This window comes from Corynebacterium sp. SA-MJD20WY100 (assembly GCF_039822565.1).
Taxonomy (GTDB): Bacteria; Actinomycetota; Actinomycetes; order Mycobacteriales; family Mycobacteriaceae; genus Corynebacterium; species Corynebacterium phoceense_A.
The window spans coordinates 120703-139799 of record NZ_JBCJKS010000001.1 but is presented as its reverse complement, the minus strand read 5'-3'; the positions used below and the strand labels follow the sequence as shown (position 1 = coordinate 139799).

21 protein-coding genes are annotated in these 19097 nt (G+C 63.9%); 17 read left to right on the top strand and 4 right to left on the bottom strand.

Annotated features, from left to right (window positions below):
• The first annotated feature begins 203 nt into the window (after positions 1 to 203).
• The 3 genes from ABJ196_RS00705 (at position 204) to ABJ196_RS00695 (ending at position 2973) form a co-directional block, all read left to right on the top strand.
• The gene (locus ABJ196_RS00705; RefSeq protein ID WP_257035633.1) at positions 204 to 950 is read left to right on the top strand and encodes a phosphoglyceromutase; all 747 of its coding nucleotides are present in this window, start codon (positions 204 to 206) and stop codon (positions 948 to 950) included.
• Positions 951 to 1117: 167 nt separating this feature from the next.
• Positions 1118 to 2272 (top strand): ATP-binding protein, encoded by a 1155-nt coding sequence (locus tag ABJ196_RS00700; RefSeq protein ID WP_347304872.1) that lies wholly within the window; start codon positions 1118 to 1120, stop codon positions 2270 to 2272.
• Positions 2273 to 2277: 5 nt separating this feature from the next.
• Complete coding sequence (locus tag ABJ196_RS00695) at positions 2278 to 2973, top strand: response regulator transcription factor (RefSeq protein ID WP_347304782.1); 696 nt, start codon at positions 2278 to 2280, stop codon at positions 2971 to 2973.
• Here the strand turns inward: ABJ196_RS00695 and ABJ196_RS00690 are convergent.
• Positions 2970 to 3860: a hypothetical protein gene (locus tag ABJ196_RS00690; protein ID WP_347304781.1), complete on the bottom strand. Its 891-nt coding sequence runs from the start codon at positions 3858 to 3860 to the stop codon at positions 2970 to 2972. The genes ABJ196_RS00695 and ABJ196_RS00690 overlap by 4 nt on opposite strands.
• Before the next feature lie 33 nt (positions 3861 to 3893).
• Between ABJ196_RS00690 and ABJ196_RS00685 the strand changes: the two genes are divergently transcribed.
• From ABJ196_RS00685 to ABJ196_RS00665, 5 genes are all read left to right on the top strand, one after another.
• Positions 3894 to 4847, top strand: a complete 954-nt coding sequence (locus ABJ196_RS00685; protein ID WP_347304780.1) for a Ppx/GppA phosphatase family protein — start codon at positions 3894 to 3896, stop codon at positions 4845 to 4847.
• 6 nt (positions 4848 to 4853) lie between these two features.
• Entirely contained in the window at positions 4854 to 5759 is a 906-nt protein-coding gene (locus ABJ196_RS00680; RefSeq protein ID WP_347304779.1) for a hypothetical protein, read from the top strand.
• 99 nt (positions 5760 to 5858) lie between these two features.
• Positions 5859 to 6674: a pyrroline-5-carboxylate reductase gene (gene proC / locus ABJ196_RS00675; protein ID WP_257071546.1), complete on the top strand. Its 816-nt coding sequence runs from the start codon at positions 5859 to 5861 to the stop codon at positions 6672 to 6674.
• A 217-nt stretch (positions 6675 to 6891) separates the two neighbouring features.
• On the top strand, positions 6892 to 7080 hold the full coding sequence (locus ABJ196_RS00670) for a helix-turn-helix domain-containing protein (protein ID WP_005527601.1): 189 nt from the start codon (positions 6892 to 6894) through the stop codon (positions 7078 to 7080).
• Positions 7081 to 7401: 321 nt separating this feature from the next.
• On the top strand, positions 7402 to 7503 hold the full coding sequence (locus ABJ196_RS00665; protein WP_003855542.1) for an AURKAIP1/COX24 domain-containing protein: 102 nt from the start codon (positions 7402 to 7404) through the stop codon (positions 7501 to 7503).
• A gap of 96 nt (positions 7504 to 7599) precedes the next feature.
• On the opposite strand, the gene ABJ196_RS00660 is transcribed toward ABJ196_RS00665, so the two are convergent.
• Positions 7600 to 8613 carry an HAD-IB family hydrolase gene (locus tag ABJ196_RS00660; RefSeq protein ID WP_347304778.1) on the bottom strand — a complete coding sequence of 338 codons (1014 nt, stop codon included), beginning with the start codon at positions 8611 to 8613 and terminating at the stop codon, positions 7600 to 7602.
• Positions 8614 to 8712: 99 nt separating this feature from the next.
• On the opposite strand from ABJ196_RS00660, the gene ABJ196_RS00655 reads away from it, so the two are divergent.
• From ABJ196_RS00655 to ABJ196_RS00615, 9 genes are all read left to right on the top strand, one after another.
• Positions 8713 to 8952, top strand: coding sequence for a glutaredoxin family protein (locus tag ABJ196_RS00655; RefSeq protein ID WP_257035638.1), 240 nt, complete (start codon positions 8713 to 8715; stop codon positions 8950 to 8952).
• Between the two features lie 85 nt (positions 8953 to 9037).
• Positions 9038 to 10354 (top strand): glutamyl-tRNA reductase, encoded by a 1317-nt coding sequence (locus ABJ196_RS00650; protein ID WP_347304777.1) that lies wholly within the window; start codon positions 9038 to 9040, stop codon positions 10352 to 10354.
• Between the two features lie 12 nt (positions 10355 to 10366).
• A complete protein-coding gene (gene hemC, locus ABJ196_RS00645; RefSeq protein ID WP_347304776.1) occupies positions 10367 to 11245 on the top strand; it encodes a hydroxymethylbilane synthase in 879 nt (292 codons plus the stop codon).
• A 139-nt stretch (positions 11246 to 11384) separates the two neighbouring features.
• Positions 11385 to 13055 carry a uroporphyrinogen-III synthase gene (locus ABJ196_RS00640; RefSeq protein ID WP_347304775.1) on the top strand — a complete coding sequence of 557 codons (1671 nt, stop codon included), beginning with the start codon at positions 11385 to 11387 and terminating at the stop codon, positions 13053 to 13055.
• A 35-nt stretch (positions 13056 to 13090) separates the two neighbouring features.
• Positions 13091 to 14077: a porphobilinogen synthase gene (gene hemB, locus ABJ196_RS00635; RefSeq protein WP_066489668.1), complete on the top strand. Its 987-nt coding sequence runs from the start codon at positions 13091 to 13093 to the stop codon at positions 14075 to 14077.
• A gap of 4 nt (positions 14078 to 14081) precedes the next feature.
• On the top strand, positions 14082 to 14771 hold the full coding sequence (locus ABJ196_RS00630) for a hypothetical protein (RefSeq protein ID WP_347304774.1): 690 nt from the start codon (positions 14082 to 14084) through the stop codon (positions 14769 to 14771).
• Positions 14768 to 15244, top strand: coding sequence for a tellurium resistance protein TerC (locus ABJ196_RS00625; RefSeq protein WP_347304773.1), 477 nt, complete (start codon positions 14768 to 14770; stop codon positions 15242 to 15244). Before ABJ196_RS00630 ends, ABJ196_RS00625 begins: the two co-directional genes overlap by 4 nt.
• Before the next feature lie 28 nt (positions 15245 to 15272).
• Positions 15273 to 16295 (top strand): uroporphyrinogen decarboxylase, encoded by a 1023-nt coding sequence (hemE, locus tag ABJ196_RS00620; RefSeq protein WP_347304772.1) that lies wholly within the window; start codon positions 15273 to 15275, stop codon positions 16293 to 16295.
• 15 nt (positions 16296 to 16310) lie between these two features.
• On the top strand, positions 16311 to 17675 hold the full coding sequence (locus ABJ196_RS00615; protein ID WP_347304771.1) for a protoporphyrinogen oxidase: 1365 nt from the start codon (positions 16311 to 16313) through the stop codon (positions 17673 to 17675).
• Here the strand turns inward: ABJ196_RS00615 and ABJ196_RS00610 are convergent.
• Together ABJ196_RS00610 and ABJ196_RS00605 are read right to left on the bottom strand one after the other, a co-directional pair.
• Complete coding sequence (locus ABJ196_RS00610) at positions 17632 to 18699, bottom strand: DUF1648 domain-containing protein (RefSeq protein ID WP_347304770.1); 1068 nt, start codon at positions 18697 to 18699, stop codon at positions 17632 to 17634. The genes ABJ196_RS00615 and ABJ196_RS00610 overlap by 44 nt on opposite strands.
• Positions 18690 to 19067, bottom strand: a complete 378-nt coding sequence (locus tag ABJ196_RS00605; RefSeq protein WP_347304769.1) for a GntR family transcriptional regulator — start codon at positions 19065 to 19067, stop codon at positions 18690 to 18692. The genes ABJ196_RS00610 and ABJ196_RS00605 overlap by 10 nt, the downstream gene beginning before the upstream one ends.
• Positions 19068 to 19097: the final 30 nt, after the last annotated feature.

The following is a 19097-nucleotide window of genomic DNA, read 5'->3' as shown; positions in this document are numbered from 1 at the left end:
ATCGGCGCTTGTTGCGAAGTCATCGCGGCCAGTGAGCGCAATGGCGGTCGACGGCTGGTCGTTAGTGTCGCGGTGCGGTGGGCAGATGCGAGTAAGGGGCAGGGGAGCTTTCTTGTGTGAGGTGCGTTACAGGCTGCACGTTCGGGCAAAAGAGTAACCGATCAGACACGCACGCCGCATGAAAACCTGGCATGCTGGGAGGCATGACTAACGGAAAACTCATTCTTCTTCGTCACGGACAGTCCCAGTGGAACGAATCCAACCAGTTCACTGGTTGGGTCGACGTTGACCTCACCGCCAAGGGCGAGGGCGAGGCCAAGCGCGGCGGCGAGTTGCTGCGCGAGCAGGGCATCCTGCCTGAGGTCGTCTACACCTCCCTGCTGCGCCGTGCTATCCGCACTGCCAACATCGCTCTCAACGCCGCGGACCGTCACTGGATCCCGGTCGTCCGCGACTGGCGTCTCAACGAGCGTCACTACGGCGCTCTCCAGGGCCTGAACAAGGCTGAGACCAAGGACAAGTACGGTGAGGAGCAGTTCATGGCATGGCGCCGCTCCTACGGCACCCCGCCGCCGGAGCTCGAGGACTCCTCCGAGTACTCCCAGGCGAACGACCCGCGCTACGCGGACCTCGACCAGGTCCCGCGCACCGAGTGCCTCAAGGACGTCGTCGCACGCTTCGTGCCGTACTTCACCGAGGAAATCCTCCCGCGTGCAAAGAAGGGCGAGACCGTCCTCATCGCCGCGCACGGCAACTCGCTGCGCGCGCTGGTCAAGCACCTCGACAACATCTCTGATGATGACATCGCGGGCCTCAACATCCCGACCGGCATCCCGCTGGTCTACGAAATCGCGGAAGACGGCTCCGTCGTCAACCCGGGCGGCACCTACCTCGACCCGGAGGCAGCCGCTGCCGGCGCCGCCGCTGTCGCGGCACAGGGCGGCAAGTAAATAACAGCTCGCGCTGCGAACTATCCCCAGGGGGCCTATACTCCCTGGGGATATATTTGTGTCCCCGGCACACTACGCCGGGAGAAGAGAAACGAACTTATACAGAACTAGTGGATATTCTTTTTGGCCTGGTCGCAGGCGTGATTGTGACGCTGCTGGCGCAGCTGGTGTGGCGTCTTGTCACCGCACGTCTCATGCGGCAAGGCGTCGTCGACGCCCCGAACCAGATCACCACCATCAGCCAGGTGCTGCACCTTGCCGTGCAGGGATCGCCCACGGGGCTTATCGTCGTGGCGCAGTCGGGCGACGTCGTGTTGTCCAATAGCTCGGCGCACAGCATGTCGCTCGTGCACGATCGCGTCCTCAACCCGGACGTGTGGAAGGTAGCTCAGGAGGTCTTCGAGGACGGCGAGGATCGTCGCCTCGACGTTGTCATTCGTAAGCGCCGCACCGGTCACCGCGTCACCCAAGTCCAGGCGGTGGTCAGGCCGCTTACCCCCAGCGACGACCGCTTTGTCATCATCTACGGCACGGACGAGTCCGAGTCGGTGCGTATGGAAGCCGCGCGCCGCGACTTCGTGGCCAACGTCTCGCACGAGCTCAAGACGCCGGTGGGTGGCATCGGCTTGCTCGCCGAGGCACTCCTGCAGGACCCGGATGACCCGGAGCACGTCAAGTACTTCGGCGAGCGCGTCCAGAAGGAAGCCTCGCGGATGGGCAACATGGTCCAGGAGCTCATCGCGCTGTCCAAGCTGCAGGGCGCCGAGCGTCTGCCCAGAATGGAGCCGGTCCGCGTCGACGACATCGTCTCCGAGGCTATTTCGCGCAACCAGCTCACAGCGGACTCGCATGGCATCGAGCTCATTCGCGGCGAGGACACCGGCGTGGAGGTGCTTGCTGACAAGCCGCTGCTGGTCACGGCCGTGACCAACCTCATCTCCAATGCCATCAACTACTCGCCGGAGGCGGCGCCGGTGTCCGTATCGCAGAAGGTCGTAGGTGGGGACATCGTGCTCATCCGCGTCACGGACCGCGGCGTGGGCATTGCGCCGGAAGACCAAAAGCGCGTGTTCGAGCGCTTCTTCCGCGTCGACAAGGCGCGGTCGCGCCAGACTGGCGGCACGGGTCTCGGCCTGTCCATCGTCAAACACGTCGTGGCGAACCACGGCGGCAACATTAAACTGTGGTCGCGCCCGGGAACGGGATCGACTTTTACCATTGAACTGCCCGTTCATCACCCTGTTAGCGAGACAGATGCGGCCTCGGCGGGGGATAATGGACACGGCGTCGCTTCCGCGACGGCCGGAAGGACTAGAGAGTAAAGCACATGACTACCATCCTCATCGTTGAAGACGAAGAATCCCTGGCGGATCCGCTCGCGTTTATTCTGCGGAAGGAAGGCTTCGAGCCTGTCATCGCCTACGACGGCCCTGAGGCGCTCGCCAAGTTCGAGGCCGAGGACATCGACATTGTGCTCCTCGACCTCATGCTGCCTGGCATGTCCGGCACGGATGTGTGCAAGGAGCTGCGCGCACAGTCCAGCGTGCCCATCATCATGGTTACCGCGCGCGACTCGGAAATCGACAAAGTCGTGGGTCTGGAGCTCGGCGCAGACGACTACGTGACGAAGCCCTACTCCTCCCGCGAGCTCATCGCTCGCATCCGCGCAGTCCTGCGCCGTGGCGACGTCCGCCACCACGAGGACGAGGAAGAATTCGAGGAGCAGATTCTCGAAGGCGGCCGCGTGCGCATGGACGTCGAGCGCCACATCGTGACAGTCGACGACGAGCCCGTCAACATGCCGCTCAAGGAGTTTGACCTCCTCGAATACCTGCTCCGCAACGCCGGACGCGTACTCACCCGCGGCCAGCTCATTGACCGCATCTGGGGCGCGGACTACGTGGGCGACACGAAGACGCTCGACGTCCACGTCAAGCGCCTGCGCTCCAAGATTGAGGCGTCGCCGTCGCGCCCGAAGCACCTCGTCACGGTGCGCGGCCTCGGGTATAAATTCGAGCTTTAAACCCAGCGCTCGCTGGCGGGGTGCACGGAGACGAGCCCGGCGGCCGCGCGTTTGGCGCAGTGCTCGGCGAGGATCGCGTAGGAGTCCTCGCCCATGAGGGCTACGAGCTCGTTCTTCTGTGACTTCCACAGGGGCTCGGGGTTGTTGTGGCAGGCGGGGTCCGTCGAGCAATACCAGTCGAAGTCCTCGCCGCCGCCTCCCCAGCCGCGGCGGTCGTATTCGCCGATCTGCGTGCGGAGAATCTCCACGCCGTCGGGACGCTCCTCGTAGTCCTCGTAGCGGCGCAGCGGCAGCTGCCAGCACACTTCCGGCTTGACCACGGTGAGGTCTTCGCCCTCGGCGAGCGCCCATTGGTGGAGGGCGCAACCGGCACCCGTCTCCCAGCCCGCGCGGTTGGCGAAGATGCAGGCACCCTCGACGACTGGGGTCTTCAACGCGGGCTCCGGCTCGCCATCGTCACCATCGAGTTCGTCCCATATGAGCCACGGCTCCAGCTCGTCGCCCTCGAGCACAATCTCTTCGGAGGGCGTGCGGCCCGTCACCTCCTCGCGACGCTGCCAGTATGTGGCGGGCATGCGCGAGACGGCATCGGCAAGCTGGTCGCGGTCCTGCTCGTCTGCCATGTAGGCACCATGCCCGCAGCAGCCGACATCAGGATTGTTGGAGTCGATGCCGGGGCAGCGCTCGGTGCCGAATTGGCACGCGTAATGGGACTCGAGCCACGTGAGATCGATGGAAAAGACGTGCTCAGGATCGTTCGGATCGGTAAATTCGAACCATTCGCGCGGAAAATCCGGAGCCTTTTCGCGACCGGATGCAATCGATATTCCCGCAGGTGAGGTGGCAGGAAAGCCAAGATACACGGGTTTTGTTTTCGGGCGATTCACACTAAACCACGGTAGACCCATTACTCTGTATGTGTGCGATTAGGTGTATTAGACGTGGGAAGCAACACGGTCCATCTCGTGGCGGTCGACGCCAAACTGGGTGGCCGTCCAACCCCGATGAGCGACTGGAAGACCCCTCTGCGCCTCGTGGAGCAGCTCGACAAGCAGGGCAATATCCATGACAAGGGCCTCAAGGCGCTCACGGACTCGGTGGCAGAAGCCTCTGAGCTCGGCAAGAAGCTGGGCTGCGACGAGCTTATTCCATTCGCGACGTCTGCGGTGCGCTCGGCGCCCAATAGCGCCAAGGTTCTCGACCACGTGGAGAAGGAAACCGGCGTCCGCCTGGAGATCCTCTCCGGCAAGGATGAGGCGCGCCTTACTTTCCTTGCCGTGCGCCGTTGGTACGGCTGGTCTGCTGGCCGCATCACCAACCTCGACATCGGCGGCGGCTCGTTGGAGCTGTCCACCGGCACGGACGAGGAGCCGGACATGGCGTTCTCCCTCGACCTGGGTGCTGGCCGCTTGACCCACAACTGGTTTGAGACGGATCCGCCGAGCAAGAAGGACGTCAACGCCCTGCGCGACTACATCGACGCCGAGCTTGCCGAGCCCACCGCGGCAATGAAGACCGTGGGCTCCGCCCGCCTAGCCGTGGGGACCTCGAAGACCTTCCGCAGCTTAGCCCGCCTTACCGGCGCCGCACCGTCTTCAGCGGGTCCTTTCGTCAAGCGAACCCTTACCGCTGCGGGTCTGCGCCAGCTCATTTCCTTCATTTCGCGCATGACGGCTGCGGACCGCGCGGACCTCGAAGGTGTCAGCGCCAACCGCTCGCACCAGATTGTTGCCGGTGCCTTAGTAGCGGAAGCGTCCATGCGCGCTCTAGGCTTGGAACAACTGGAGATTTGTCCCTGGGCTCTGCGCGAGGGTGTTATCCTGAGACGTCTCGACAAAGGTCTCGCCGCAGACCCTGAGAAAGAATTGGTTTAGTAAGACATGGCTGAAGAGAAGCAATTGACTGTTGCGGAGCTCCTTGCCCGCAACAAGCAGGAGCGCACGGGCGGCGACAAGCCGCGCCGTCGCCGCCGCAGCCTGGAAGAAGGCGGCGTTTCCGTCGCCGAGCTCACCGGCTCGCTCAAGAAGGTCGAGGCTACTCCGGCGCAGGCGAAGCACTCGAACGTCGACATTGACGAGACCGCTCCGGTCATCCCGGCGCCCAAGCCTGAGGCCGCGCAGTCCGATGCCGCACAGTCGGACACTGCGAAGTCTGCTCCGGCGCAGTCCGAAGCTGAACGCATCGAAGCCCTGAAGAAGGCCGAATTCGCGAAGAAGGCGGAGGAAGCCAAGAAGAAGGCTGCCGAAAAGAAGGAAGCCGAAAAGAAGGCGACCGAGGACAAGGCTGCTGCGTCGTCTATCGACGAGGCACCGTTGGACCCCAAGGCTGAGGAAGACCGCCGCATTCTCGCCGAGAAGCGCGAGCGCGATGCTGTGAAGGCAGTGTCCACGCCGTCGACGGGGGATACCACCGTCATCAAGAAGGTTGAGGACGAGCCGGAGACGCAGCTCGAGGATGCTGCGACCACCGAAATCGACCGAGTGGACGACGCCGATCCTGCGGAGTACGAGGATGCCGAGGATGCCGAGGATGACGGCAAGCTCAACCCCGTGTCCATCATCCTGCTCGCACTCGTGGGCATCGTGCTGGGTGCCGTGGTCTACAAGGGCTTCGAAATCCTGTGGGCCAACTTCAACAAGGGCCTCGTGGCCGCGCTCGCCGTGGCTGTGACGGCCGCGATGGCTGGCGTCGTGCACGCCCTGCGCACGGATCGCGACAAGGCGGCGATTGTCTTGTCCATCATCGTGGGCCTGGTGCTCACGTTCGGCGCGCTGCTTACGTCATAACGTCACGGCATAAAGTCGCGACATACAGCGCCGCCGCGGCTAACCCCCGGGACCGACACCATGTGTACGGCCCCGGGGGTTTCGCTATAGGGTGGCACCATGACTGAAAACGCATCAATTTCAACTACCCAGCACACCATCACCGTCATTGGCGGCGGACAGATTGGCGAGGCCCTCGTCTCGGGTCTTGCCGCGTCGGGTGAGACTGCCATGACGGTGACTAACCGCCGCGCGGAACGTCGCGCCGAGCTTGCAGACCATTACGGCGTGTCCACGACGGACGACAACGCGGCGGCGGTCAAAGACGCCGACGTCGTCTTCCTGTGCGTGAAGCCTTATGCCATCGTCGACGTCGCCACGGAGATTGCGGACGCGCTGCCGCAGGACGCTGTTGTGGTGTCGCTGGCGGCGGGCGTGCGTCTGGAGACCCTGGAGGCCGCCGTTGCCAACCCTGTGGTGCGCGTCATGCCCAATACGCCCATGCTGCTGGGCCGTGGCATGTCCATCGTGACGCCGGGTTCGCGCGTGAGCGACGAGCAGCTGGCCCTCGTGCGCGAACTTATGGATGCGGTGGGGGAGACCGCGATCGTCGAGGAGAAGAACATGGATGCCGCAACGGCGCTGTCGGGCTCCTCGCCCGCCTACTTCTTCCTCGTGGCCGACGCCCTCATTGACGCTGGCGTCGCGCTCGGCGTGCCGAGGGATACGGCGTCGAAGCTCGTGAATTATGCGTTGGCTGGCTCGGGCGAGATGCTCATCAACTCCGGTTCTGACGCGTCGACGCTGCGCGCCAACGTCACCTCCCCAGGCGGCACGACGGCCGCAGCCATCCGCGAGCTTGAGGAGTCGGGCCTGCGTGGTGCCTTCTATCGTGCCGCGGAGGCCTGCGCGAACCGAGCGGCCGAATTGGGCTAGTGCAGCCGCGAAGAACAGCCCCCGCGTGGGGGGTCGGGAAGCCTGTGACGCATGCGTCTGCCCGGTAAGAAGTTGTCGTGAGAAACTAATGCGAAAATTATCGGCTATTGAGTCGCATTAGTCACAGGTTTCACGCTAAGCTAGAACAAGCACGTGCGTGTACTCCTGCAGGAGGGGAAGCCTTGCAGCGCGCCACGAGCTGAAGGGTTATACAACTATGGCTAATGAAGATAAAGGAACCTTCTTGACCATCGCTGAGGTCGCGGAAATTATGCGCGTCTCGAAGATGACGGTCTACCGTTTGGTTCACGCTGGCGAAATGCCGGCAGTCCGCGTCGGTCGCTCTTTCCGCGTCCACGAGTCTGCCGTCAACGAGTACCTCGAGGCTTCCGTCTACGGAGCCTAGAGTTACTTTTAGCCGCCAGAAGGCGCCCACTGTCTCTCACAGTGGGCGCCTTTTTCATGCGTGCTGGTGCTGAATCTCGCCGTCAAAAAAAGTGACGGTCGCGTCTGCGTTGTCGGTGGTCATTTTTGTTGGACTGGGGCCGGTAGGTAAGATGGTGACCATTCGTGTCGGCATCTGCATGCCTGTGACTTTCGCCTGTGTCTCAAGGACTTCGGTTCTGGTGGCGGGCGGTGGACGCAAAGAGTGCACCTTCGCGGCCCAGTAATCCAGGCGGCGCCGGCAGGTCTAGTACGTACTGATCGTGAAAGTGAGGAAACCGTTATGGGTTCTGTTATCAAGAAGCGTCGCAAGCGCATGTCCAAGAAGAAGCACCGCAAGATGCTGCGCCGCACCCGCGTCCAGCGCCGTAAGCTCGGCAAGTAAATCTTGGTCGACGAAAGGTCCCGGTCACACCTCGGTGTGGCCGGGACCTTTCGCATGCGCTTGCCGATGCCTCCTCTTGAAAGGTTTCCTTAGCGTCTAGCGTTTGAAAGCCTTCCAGCCGCCGTAGGAAAACAGCGCGGTGGCCAGTGCAGGCACGCCGTAGGTACGCACGGCCTTGCGGACGCTGCGGTAGTCGCGGATGAGCCATCCGCGAGCCTCCGCGATATCGCGCAGCTTGGCGTCCGGGTTAATCGCCACGGCGGTGCCCATCATGGACAGCATGGGCACGTCATTCGCGGAATCTGAGTAGGCGGTGCAGCGATCCAGGTCGAGCCCCTCCATCGTCGCGAGCGCCGCAACGGCGTGCTTCTTACCGGGGCCGTGCAGGATGTCACCCACGAGGCGGCCGGTGAACTTGCCATCCTTGACCTCTGCGACGGTGCCGAGCGCGCCAGTAAACCCGAAGCGGTGTGCCAGAATTTGTGCGAGTTGGACCGGGGTCGCGGTGACGAGCCAGACCTGCTGGCCGGCGTCCAAGTGCATTTCTGCGAGCTGGCGTGTGCCGGGGTAGGCCTTGCGCGCGAGCGATTCGTCCACGATTTCCTCGCAGAGCTGCACCATTTCCTCCACGGAGCGGCCCTTGATGAACTCGAGGGCCTGGATGCGCCCGGCGGCGACGTCGTTGGCGTTCTCGCGGCCCAAGAAGCGGAACTTCGCCTGCTTCCACGCGATGGGGGCGATTTCGCGGATGCGGAAGTAGCGGCGGCGGAACAGTCCCATGGCGAAGACGATGAGCGAGGAGCCCTGGATGAGCGTGTTATCCACGTCGAAGAACGCGGCCGCCCCGGCATCCTGCGGGATATCGGGGTCGGGCGGGGTAATGCGGGCGCGTCCGGCCGAAGTGAACGAACCCTCGACCGAGTCCACTCCGGCCGTGTAGTTATCAAGCGTGATGTCGAAGAGATCCGCTGCGGCGGCCGCGGCGGCTTCGCCGGCCGTACGCTGGGCGGCATCGTCAAGCGGGGCGAGCGCCGTGTTCTCGAGGAAATTGCGAAGATTGCCGCGGCTGGCCGTCCAATTCGCGAGGAAATCGCGGGGTGAGGGCGGCATGGATGGTGGGGTAGGGGTGGCGGACACGGGGCTCCTTGGACTGCGGCGGTATCGTGTTCATCTTAGGACGAAACAGCTCAGCGCGAAGGGTGAGGAATAATGCGACAGGTCGAACTCATGGTGCGCGCCACATGTGGATCGTGCAAGCGCGTCTATGCGCAGATAGAACCCGTGGTCGCAGCCGCTGGCGCGAGCCTGACCGCGCGCGACGTTGACGAGGACAAAGAGCTGGCCATGGAATATGGCGACCGCGTTCCTGTTGTGGTGATAGATGGCGAAGAATTCGCCTGCTGGGAAGTCGACAACGATGAGCTGGCTGCCGAACTCGCGGTAGACTAAGCTCACCCTTACTACCCCTAGGGTGGGCACAGCTAGTAGTCTTTTGGTTGATTTTTCTCATCCAAAGGGTTGATAAGGAGCGTTCATGAGCGTGCTGGTCGTAGGCATGTCCTACCAGTCGGCGCCGGTCGCATTGCTGGAGCGGCTGAGTATGGCCGATGAGATCCAGAACGACGCATGCGGCAAGCTGGTGGGACAGGGCTCCCTCAGTGAAGCGATGATCATTTCCACATGCAACCGCATGGAGGTCTACACCGTCACCAATTCCTTCCACACGGGCGTCAAGGATGTCGTCGACGTGCTGGAGAAGCAGTCCGGCGTGACGGCTGATGAGCTGCGCAACTACCTGTATGTTCGCTACGCGGACGCGGCAGCGGAGCACCTCATGAACGTCACCTCGGGCCTGGACTCGATGGTCGTGGGAGAGCAGCAGATCATTGGCCAGGTGCGCACGGCGTACCAGAACGCCGCGGAGCAGGGCACGGTGGGCCCGCGCATTCACGCGCTCGCGCAGTCCGCGCTCCACGCCGGCAAGCGCGTGCACTCGGAAACCGCCATCGATGACGCCGGCGCGTCCATGGTCTCCTTCTCCTTTGAGCGTGCGTTGGAGGTCATGGGTACCTCGGATCTCGCAGGCAAGACCGTGCTCATCCTCGGTGCCGGCGCCATGGCTTCGCTCGCCGCGACGCACGCGGGTCGACTGGGCGCGAACCTCATCATCGCGAACCGCACGCGTGAGCGCGCCGAGCGCGTCGCCGACCACGCCGCTCAGGCTGGCGTGAAGGCCGAGGTCGTCGACTTCGCGGATCGCGCCACTGTCCTTGATCGCGTCGACGTCGCCGTCTCCGCCACGGGCGCGCAGGGCTTTACCATCGCTGCGTCCGACATGCCGGACCGCGAACTCATGCTCATCGATCTCTCGCTTCCGCGCGACATTGATGATGCCTGCGCTGAGAAGGACGGCATTGAGCTCGTCAATATCGACCGCCTGTCCAACGACCTCACCAGCGGCGAGGTCCACGAGGGGCCGCACTCCCAGGCGCGCGATATCGTGCGTGAAGAGCTGGATTCCTACAGTTCGGCACAGCGCGTGCGCGACGTGGCACCTGCGGTCTCCGCTCTACGTAAGCATGCCGCGGACCTCGTGCACTGTGAGGCTGCGCGCCTCGAGCAGAAGCACCCAGAACTCACAGAAGCACAGCTCAAGGACGTCAACCGCGCCCTCAAGCGCGTGGTGGACAAGCTGCTCCATGAGCCGACGGTGCGTGCCAAACAGCTCGCCGCGACGTCCGGCACCGTGAGCCACGAGACTGCCTTGCAACAGCTCTTTGGCCTCAACCTCGAAGACACCGGCTCCGAGGGCGTTGCTGTCAACGCTGCCGAGCTGCCCACCGAAATTTAGGAGATAAACACCATGTTCAAAATCGGTACCCGCGGCTCCCTGCTCGCCACCACGCAGTCCGGCCACGTGCGCGATTGGCTCGCGGCGGCGGGCTACCCGGCGCAGCTCCACATCGTGACGACGGCGGGTGATACCAACATGGCGCCCGTCGAGCGTATTGGCGTGGGCGTATTTACTCAGGCGCTGCGCGAGGCCCTCGACCGTGGCGAGTGTAATATCGCAGTCCACTCGTTCAAGGATCTTCCCACCGCGGCCGATGAGCGCTTCCGCCTCGTCGTGCCGCAGCGTGAAGATAACCGCGAAGCCCTCATCGCGCGCGATGGCCTTACCCTCGCCGAGCTTCCCGAGGGGGCCACCGTGGGCACCTCAGCCCCGCGCCGCATTTCGCAGCTCAAGGCCCTGCGTCCCGACCTGGACATCCGCCCCCTCCGCGGCAACATCGATACGCGTATGGGCAAGGTGACCTCCGGTGAACTCGACGCCGTCATCCTTGCCTATGCCGGTCTCGTCCGCGCCGGTCGTGCGGACGCGGCAACCCAGGTCCTCGATCCTGACACGTTCATGCCCGCCCCGGCGCAGGGTGCCTTGGCGATTGAGGCCAAGGTGGGGACTGCGGGGGCGGACGCCCTCGACGCCATCGCGGACGAGCGTGCCTACGCCGCCGCCGTCGCCGAGCGCCAGGTGCTTGCCCGCTTGGAGGCTGGCTGCACCGCGCCCGTCGCGGCGACCTCCCACTGGGACGGCGACCAGCTCACGGTCCGCGGCGGCGTCTTCGCGCTCGACGGATCTCGCCAGCTCATTTCCGAGGCGACGGGCACAGACGCCAGCGCCTTGGGCCACCGCGTGGCCGAGGATCTCTTCGCGCGCGGCGCGGCAGAGCTCCTGAGCTAATTTCGCTTACTGCAGGTTTTAAATTAAAGTGTGGATACCATATGCCGCGATCTGATCACGGCATGACCCCCGTGTAAGAGCGTGTCGCCCTGAACTTGAAGCCCGTACATAGAAAAGAACCTTCACATTGAGCAACCCCGTGTCAGCGTCTATTTCTGACTCCCCGGAGCCACTGGGCAAAGTCATCTTCGTCGGCGCTGGTCCAGGCAACCCAGACCTGTTGACCATTCGTGCCCGTGAGGTGCTCGCGCATAACGCGCTTGCCGTCGTCGATCCGGAGGTCACGGGCGGTATTCGCGAGACCATCGCGTCCGCGCTCCCGGTTCCGCAAGAGCTTCTTGATGCCGCCGAGGAGGAGTACGCCCGCATCTGCGCCGAGGCAAAGGCCAACGGCGCGCGTCGCAAGCCGCCGCGCCCCGCCGCCCCGACTGCCGCCATCATCGAAGACCCGGCAGAGGATCTCCTCGCGCAGTTCCAGTCCGCGCTCGACCAAGGCGGGGACGTCATCCGTCTCGTGGCTGGCAACCCGCTGGGCCGCGAGTCCATTAAGGACGAGATTTCCCGCGTCGCCGCAGCAGGCATGGAATTCCAGGTCGTGCCGGGCATGTCTCTGCCGTCCACTGTGCCCTCCTTCGCTGGCCTCGCGCTCGGCTCGGCCTACACCGAAGCTGATCTCAGCGACGGTGCCGACTGGGACGCCCTGGCCAACGCCACCCAGCCTCTCGTCCTGCAGACCACGCAGGAGCAGCTCGCGGATATCTCGCGCGAGCTGCAGTCCCGCGGCATGCCCGCGGACACGGAGGCCTACGTTACGGTGCATGGCACCACGCGTCTCCAGCGCACTCACGAGACCACGCTTGGCACCCTGGGCAAGCTCTGCGCCGAACTTCCCGGCCCGCTTGTCGTGACCCTGGGCCGCAGTTTCGATGACCGCACGAAATACTCGTGGTGGGAAAACCGCCCGCTCTACGGCTGGCGCGTGCTCGTGCCGCGCACCAAAGAGCAGGCCGCCGCGATGTCCGCGCGTCTCGCCGGCTACGGCGCCATTCCGCAGTCCGTGCCCACTATCTCCGTCGAGCCGCCGCGCAACCCGGCGCAGATGGATCGCGCCATCAAGGGCATTGTCGAAGGCCGCTACAAGTGGATCATTTTTACCTCCGTTAATGCGGTGAAAGCAGTCTGGGACAAGATCTTCGAGCTCGGCCTCGACGCCCGCGATTTCGCCGGCGTTCACCTTGCCGCCGTGGGCCAGAAGACGGCCGACGCCATCCGTGAAAAGGGCATGGTCCCCGAGCTGCTCCCGGACCGCACGAAGCAGAATGCCGAAGGCCTGCTCGAGGTTTTCCCCAATTACGTGGAAGACATCGACGCCGTGGGCCGCATCCTCCTGCCGCGCGCCGATCTTGCTGGCGAGGGACTGCCCAAGGGCCTCGAGGCCCTCGGCTGGGAAGTCGACGACGTCGTCGCTTACCGCACCGTTCGTGCCGCCCCGCCGTCAGCGGAAATCCGCGACATGATTAAGTCCGGCGCTTTCGACGCCGTGGCGTTCACGTCCGGCTCGACCGTGCGCAACCTCGTGGGCATCGCCGGCAAACCGCACGCCCGCACGATCATCGCCTGCATCGGCCCCTCTACGCAGGCCGCCGCGGAAGAGATGGGCCTGCGCGTCGACGTCGTCCCGGAGATTGCGGAAGTGCCCGCGCTTATCGATGCCCTCGCGGAGCACGTCGCTGCCCTGCGCGCCGCCGGCAATCTTCCCGCGCCGCGGAAGAAGCGCCGCGCGCGCAAAAAGGCTACTAAAGTCGATTAGGCATTAACTACTTGAGTAAAAGGAGCATTCACGCTGTGAGCACCTTCCCTGTCCGTCGTCCGCGCCGCCTACGTCAGTCGCCCGCCATGCGGGAGCTCGTTGCCGAGACGCACCTGCACCCCAGCGACCTCATCCTCCCGATGTTCGTTGCTGATGGAATTTCCGAAAAGCGCGAGATTTCCGCCATGCCGGGCGTCTACCAGCACACCATCGACTCGCTCAAGGCCGCCGCCCACGAAGCGCTCGACGCGGGCGTGCCGTGCATCGATCTCTTCGGCGTGCCGCTCGACGAGGACAAGGACGCCACGGGCTCCGTTGCCTGGCAGCCGGATGGCATCTTGAACCGCGGCATTCAGGCCCTGCGCGAGGAATTCGGCGACGACCTGCTCATCATGGCCGATACCTGCCTTGACGAATTTACCGACCATGGACACTGCGGCGTCCTCGACGACCGCGGCCGCGTGGACAACGACGCCACCCTGCAGCTTTACGCCGACATGGCGCGTGCTCAGGCCCGCGCTGGTGCCCACATCGTCTCGCCGTCTGGCATGATGGACGGCCAGATTGGCGTGATCCGCGAAGCTCTTGACGAGGGTGGCCACGAGGACGTCGCCATCATGGCCTACTCCGCTAAGTACGCCTCCGCGTTCTTCGGCCCGTTCCGCGAGGCCGTCGGCTCCTCCCTCCAGGGCGACCGCCGCACCTACCAGCAGGATCCGCGCAACTTCCGCGAGTCCATGCTTGAAGTCGAGCTCGACATCGATGAGGGCGCCGACTTCGTGATGGTCAAGCCCGCCCTGCCGTACCTCGACGTGCTCTCCGCCATCGCCGAGTTCTCCTCCGTGCCTGTCGCCGCGTACCAGGTCTCTGGCGAGTACGCGATGGTCAAGGCAGCCGGTGCGAACGGCTGGATCGACGAGCACGCCGTCATGATGGAGTCGCTGACCGCCATCAAGCGCGCGGGCGCTGACCAAATCTTCACGTACTACGCCGTCGAGGCCGCCCGCGAGCTGAAGGCTTAACACTTTGAGCGAGACTCCAGACCAGACCCCAGACACGGCTCGTGCCAAGAAACAAGAGAAGTCCCCGTGGCCCGAGGCCGCGGTCTACGCCATGGGCGTGTGGGCCGTCGCTCTCGGCGCGGAGGTCGTTCATCAGATCCTGCAGGTCATCCTCGGCATTCTCAACCGTGACGTCATGGTCGCTCAGATGTCGAAGCTCCTGCGCGACGAGGACCCCACCGCGTATTCGGACGGACTCGTGCGGCTCTCGGCGTACTTGTCCATCGGCTTTTCCGCCCTCGTCGCGTTTGTGATCTTGGGCGTTCTCGCCTGGATGCTCACCCTCTTCCGTGCGAAGCACAAGTGGGCGGGCACTGCGCGCCGCCTGTTATTCATCTTCGGGCTCTACTACGCCTTGCGCGTCGTCTTCGTCTTCGTCACCTCGCCCGCGGGCTCCGATGCCCCCGATTGGCTCTTTGCCATTGATGGCATGATCCAAATCGTCGCTGGCGTCGCCGGTGGTCTCGGCGTCTACTTCGGTTCCCGCGAGCCGGTCATCAAGTACACCGGCGAGTACGAGCAAATCCGCAAGCTCCAGAAGGAACTTGAGGAGGAGCAGAAGAAGCGCGAGGAAGAAAAGAGGCGCGAAGCCGAAGAGAAAAGCAACGCTGAAAAAAGCAACGCTGAGAAGCAGAAAGACGACGCCCCGCGATGACGAACGCCTTTCCCTACGACTACAACCGAGCTGCGCGCGGACAGAAGAAACCCGTCGATCTTGAGGTCTGGCCTAACTCACTGAAGTACGCCTATTGGGTATTCGTCGTTGCCGCGGTCTACCTGGCGCTCACCGGACTCGCCGGCTTCTTCGGCCCGGGCGACTCGTCGAATACCGCCTTCTCCCAGTTCCTCGCCGAGAATCGCTATTTCGTGTCGTGGACGAATCTCGCCGCCGCTATCATTATCGCGCTCGTCGCGCCGCAGCTCGCCCGCGCAATGAAGCACGCGCGCACCATTCTCGCAGCCGTCGTCGGCTTGTCCTGCTTCTTCAATATCGCGGCCATCGCCATCGGCGCGGGCGGCCTGCTGCTCGTCGCCATCCCGTTCCTCCTCCTCGGTGCGACGGTGCTCATGTACCGTCCCGACGCGAATGAGTTCATTCGCGAAAACAACCGCCCGACGCTCGATTAACTCATTTCACAACACAAAGGATCCCCGCATGACCACTCGCAATGCCCCGATCATCGAGGCCGCCTATGGCCGCACGCCGTCCCGCCCGCCGGTGTGGTTCATGCGCCAAGCCGGGCGTTCCTTGCCGGAGTACAAGAAGGTGCGCGAGGGCATCGACATGCTCGACTCCTGCTTCATGCCGGAGCTACTCGCTGAGATCACCCTCCAGCCGGTGCGTCGCCACGACGTGGACGCTGCCATCCTCTTCTCGGACATCGTGGTCCCGCTTAAGGCGGCGGGCGTCGATGTCGAGATCGTCCCTGGCCGCGGCCCCGTCATGGCCGCCCCGGTGCGCACCGAGGCCGACATCGCGAACCTGCCCATTCTTGACCACGAGATCACCGAGGTCGCCCAAGGTATCCAGATCATCAACGATGAACTCACCGAGACCCAAGCCCTCATCGGCTTCGTCGGCGCACCGTTTACTCTCGCCAGCTACCTCATCGAGGGCGGCCCGTCCAAGAACCACGAGCGCACCAAGGCGCTCATGCACTCCCAGCCCCAGTTGTGGCATGCGCTCATGGAACGCCTTACGCCGACCATCATCGCGTTCCTCGAGCAGCAGATGGCTGCCGGCATCGACGCCATGCAGCTCTTCGATTCCTGGGCGGGCTTCCTCAACGAGGCGGACTACCGCGAGTTTGTCCTGCCCTACTCGACCCGCATTCTCGCTACCGCCGCAGACCGGATTCCCCGCATTCACTTCGGCGTCGGCACCGGTGAGCTGCTTACGGCCATGTCTGAGGCTGGCTCCGAGGTCATGGGCGTCGACTACCGCGTCGCCATGGACGCTGCTGCGCAGAGAGTCAACACCAAGGTCCTCCAAGGCAATCTCGACCCGGCGGTGCTCTTCGCCGGCGACGATGCCGTCCGCACACAGGTACAAAGGATCAAGAGCGAGGTCGACGCCGCCGGCGTCGGCCACATCTGGAACCTCGGCCACGGGGTTCTGCCCACCACCGACGCCGACGCCATCACTCGCGCCGTCGCCATTATTCACCAGGAAGGCTAGAGGAGAAGGCTAATAATGAAGATTGCCATCATTGGAGCCGGCGTCGCCGGGCTTACTGCAGCCTATGAGCTGCGCGACCACGAGGTCTACGTGTTCGAGGCGGCGGGGCGCATCGGCGGCAAGCTGCACACCGTGCCCTTCAACGACGGTCCTATGGACATGGGCGCCGAGGCCTTCATCGCTCGCCGCACGGACGCCGTCGCGTTCTTCGAGGAACTCGGCCTCACTGACTTTGCGCGTCCGAATCGAGAGCTGCGCCCCCGCATCTATTCCGGCGGCGAGCTCCACTTCCTGCCCAAGGGCGGCATGATGGGTATCCCGTCGCAGCCCATTGACCTGGTTTCTGACGAGACCAACGCCCGCATCGAAAACGAGCAGCCCTTCGAGTGGACCCCGGGCCAGGACGTCTCCGTGGGCACACTCATTCGCCAGCAGTATGGCGATGACGTTGTCGACCACGTGGTTTCGGCGCTGCTTGGCGGCGTGTACTCCTGCACCGCTGATGACCTTGGCGTCCGCGCAACGGTGCCACAGCTTGCCGATGCCCTCGACACCCTCTCCGCCGAGGGCCCCGTCACCCTCTCCGCTGCCATCAAGCACATCGAGTCCAACCGTTCGCCGGCCGAGGGCTCTGTCTTCGCCGCGTTCCCGGGCGGCTACGCGACGCTGTACGAGACTCTCGCCGAGAAATCTGGCGCCGAGATCCACCTCGACACCTTCATTTCGGGTGTCACAAAAACTGACGCTGGCTTCAAGGTCGTCGGCGCCCCCGCTGAGCTGGGCGAGTTCGACCGCGTCCTCTTCGCAACCCCGGCTCCCACCACCGCGCGCCTGCTGCCGAAGGTCGCTCCCAAGGCTGCCGATGCCCTCAAGTCCATCAAGCTCGCCAGCTCCGCCGTCGTTGGTTTCAACTTCACCTCCAACGTCGACCCGGAGGGCAATAAGATTCCGGACGCCACCGGTATCCTCATCGCCGCTGACGAGCCCGACCTGCATGCAAAAGCATTCACCATCTCGTCCAACAAGTGGCCGCACATCGGCGAGCGCCCTGGCTTCATCGTCCGTGCGTCCTTCGGCCGCTACGGTGATGACGCCCTCGTTCGCGCCGAGGAAGACGACCTCGTCGACTACGCGCTCGACGATCTGCAGAAGATTACCGGCTTCGATGGCCGCGCGACTGGTGTCAACGAAATCTACACCCAGCGCTGGTTCGGTGGCCTGCCGCGCTACGACGAGACCCACCTTGCAACGGTAGAGGCCACGCGCGCAGCCATCGCCGAGGTTCCCGGCATTGACGTCACCGGCGCCTGGGCCGGCGGCGTGGGCGTGCCCGCGGTTATTGCTGACTCACGAGCAGCGGCAGCGCGATTGATCCAATAATGAGCAACGCAATGGCGGCCAAGAACGCCTTGGCCTGCCAGCGCGCGTAGTTGAAGTCGATGCCCACCCCGAAACGCTTCTCCACTAGCACGGCTGGGTCGTCTGGGTTGTAGTAGAACATGCCTGCCTTGTAGAGATGGTCGTTATCGGGGGATTCGGCTTCGGCGGCGGGCATGTCTTTCTGCGCGTTGATGAAGACCACGAGCATCCCGATGATGCCCAGCACACTCGCCGCCATAATCGACGTGAACCCCACCCACGTGTAGTCCGCGTACCGTGGCAGCACCGTGACAACCTGCGCCACCGCGAACGCCGCGTTGAGTAGGACGAAGAGGAGGCCCGTGCCATCGATGCTCGCCGCGAGCATCGCGTGCGTGCGCGCCTGCCCAGCCGGCGTGCGGTCCGAGCGCACGTGCACGAATGAGGAGCGAATGAGCAACGCGACCAGGGCATACGTCACTACCATTCCCAGAGCAACGAAGCTCAGCAGGAAGACGGAGCCTACAGACTTATCGGCCCACGCGTCGGGCTCGTTGGCCCCGTTCCAGTGCGTAGCGACGACATCCGGGATCTCGTCCCACCGCGCGAGCACAATGAGTGCACCCGCCGCAGTCAGAAAAAGTGACGCCGCGATGCCAGCCCAAGGAAAAGACAACCGTGGCTCGGAGATGACGCTGCCAGCGATGACGGTGTCGACGCCTTCGAACCATCCGCCTTCGGCCTTAGCTTTGAGGATCGTGTGGCGTTCGATGACGTAAGCAACGAGCGATCCCGCCACGACGAGCATCGAGGTCAGCGAGGCGAGAACGGGGTACTCCCACAGCACTACCGTGAGCACCGTGGCTGCGATTCCAACGCTCCACACGATGGTGCGGTAGGAGCGCAGCGCGGAGGTGACGGCGGCATCGGAAAGCTGGGCATGCGGGACGCGAACGCCGAGCGGGGCGGTCGGGGTGAACCGCGGCGCTGCTGCAAGGATGAATGTGAGCGCGAGGGTGAGCGCGGCCATAGAGATTACGAACACCGGACGAACCCCTTCTTGATGGTGGCAAGGATGGCCTCAATATCGGCGTCGCTCAACCCTTGGGCGCGGGCCTTCGTGGCCAAGCGAAGTGCGTCGCTCGCAAGACGTGCGCGCTGCTGTGGAGTAGGAACGCGCTTTTTAATGACGCTGCCTGAGCGACCGCGGGTCTCAATGACGCCGTCTGCTTGGAGTGCGTCGTAGGCTTTTTTCACTGTGGCCGGGTTAATGCCGAACTCCGCGGCGACGCGGCGCACCGGATCGAGTTTGTCGCCCTCTTTAAGCTCGCCGCTTGCGATGGCTTCTAGGATGCGGTCGTGGATCTGCTGGTACAGCGGGACCTCGGAGTCGGGTTCGAGGGTAATAAACATGCGAAACTCCCCAATCTGTTTTGTGCCACA

Coding starts and splice junctions, on each gene's coding strand:
- ABJ196_RS00705 (WP_257035633.1), top strand. CDS start 204: ATGACTAACGGAAAACTCATTCTTCTTCGTCACGGACAGTCCCAGTGG.
- ABJ196_RS00695 (WP_347304782.1), top strand. CDS start 2,278: ATGACTACCATCCTCATCGTTGAAGACGAAGAATCCCTGGCGGATCCG.
- ABJ196_RS00680 (WP_347304779.1), top strand. CDS start 4,854: ATGGCTGAAGAGAAGCAATTGACTGTTGCGGAGCTCCTTGCCCGCAAC.
- proC (WP_257071546.1), top strand. CDS start 5,859: ATGACTGAAAACGCATCAATTTCAACTACCCAGCACACCATCACCGTC.
- ABJ196_RS00670 (WP_005527601.1), top strand. CDS start 6,892: ATGGCTAATGAAGATAAAGGAACCTTCTTGACCATCGCTGAGGTCGCG.
- ABJ196_RS00665 (WP_003855542.1), top strand. CDS start 7,402: ATGGGTTCTGTTATCAAGAAGCGTCGCAAGCGCATGTCCAAGAAGAAG.
- ABJ196_RS00660 (WP_347304778.1), bottom strand. CDS start 8,613: ATGCCGCCCTCACCCCGCGATTTCCTCGCGAATTGGACGGCCAGCCGC.
- ABJ196_RS00655 (WP_257035638.1), top strand. CDS start 8,713: ATGCGACAGGTCGAACTCATGGTGCGCGCCACATGTGGATCGTGCAAG.
- ABJ196_RS00650 (WP_347304777.1), top strand. CDS start 9,038: ATGAGCGTGCTGGTCGTAGGCATGTCCTACCAGTCGGCGCCGGTCGCA.
- hemC (WP_347304776.1), top strand. CDS start 10,367: ATGTTCAAAATCGGTACCCGCGGCTCCCTGCTCGCCACCACGCAGTCC.
- ABJ196_RS00625 (WP_347304773.1), top strand. CDS start 14,768: ATGACGAACGCCTTTCCCTACGACTACAACCGAGCTGCGCGCGGACAG.
- hemE (WP_347304772.1), top strand. CDS start 15,273: ATGACCACTCGCAATGCCCCGATCATCGAGGCCGCCTATGGCCGCACG.
- ABJ196_RS00615 (WP_347304771.1), top strand. CDS start 16,311: ATGAAGATTGCCATCATTGGAGCCGGCGTCGCCGGGCTTACTGCAGCC.
- ABJ196_RS00605 (WP_347304769.1), bottom strand. CDS start 19,067: ATGTTTATTACCCTCGAACCCGACTCCGAGGTCCCGCTGTACCAGCAG.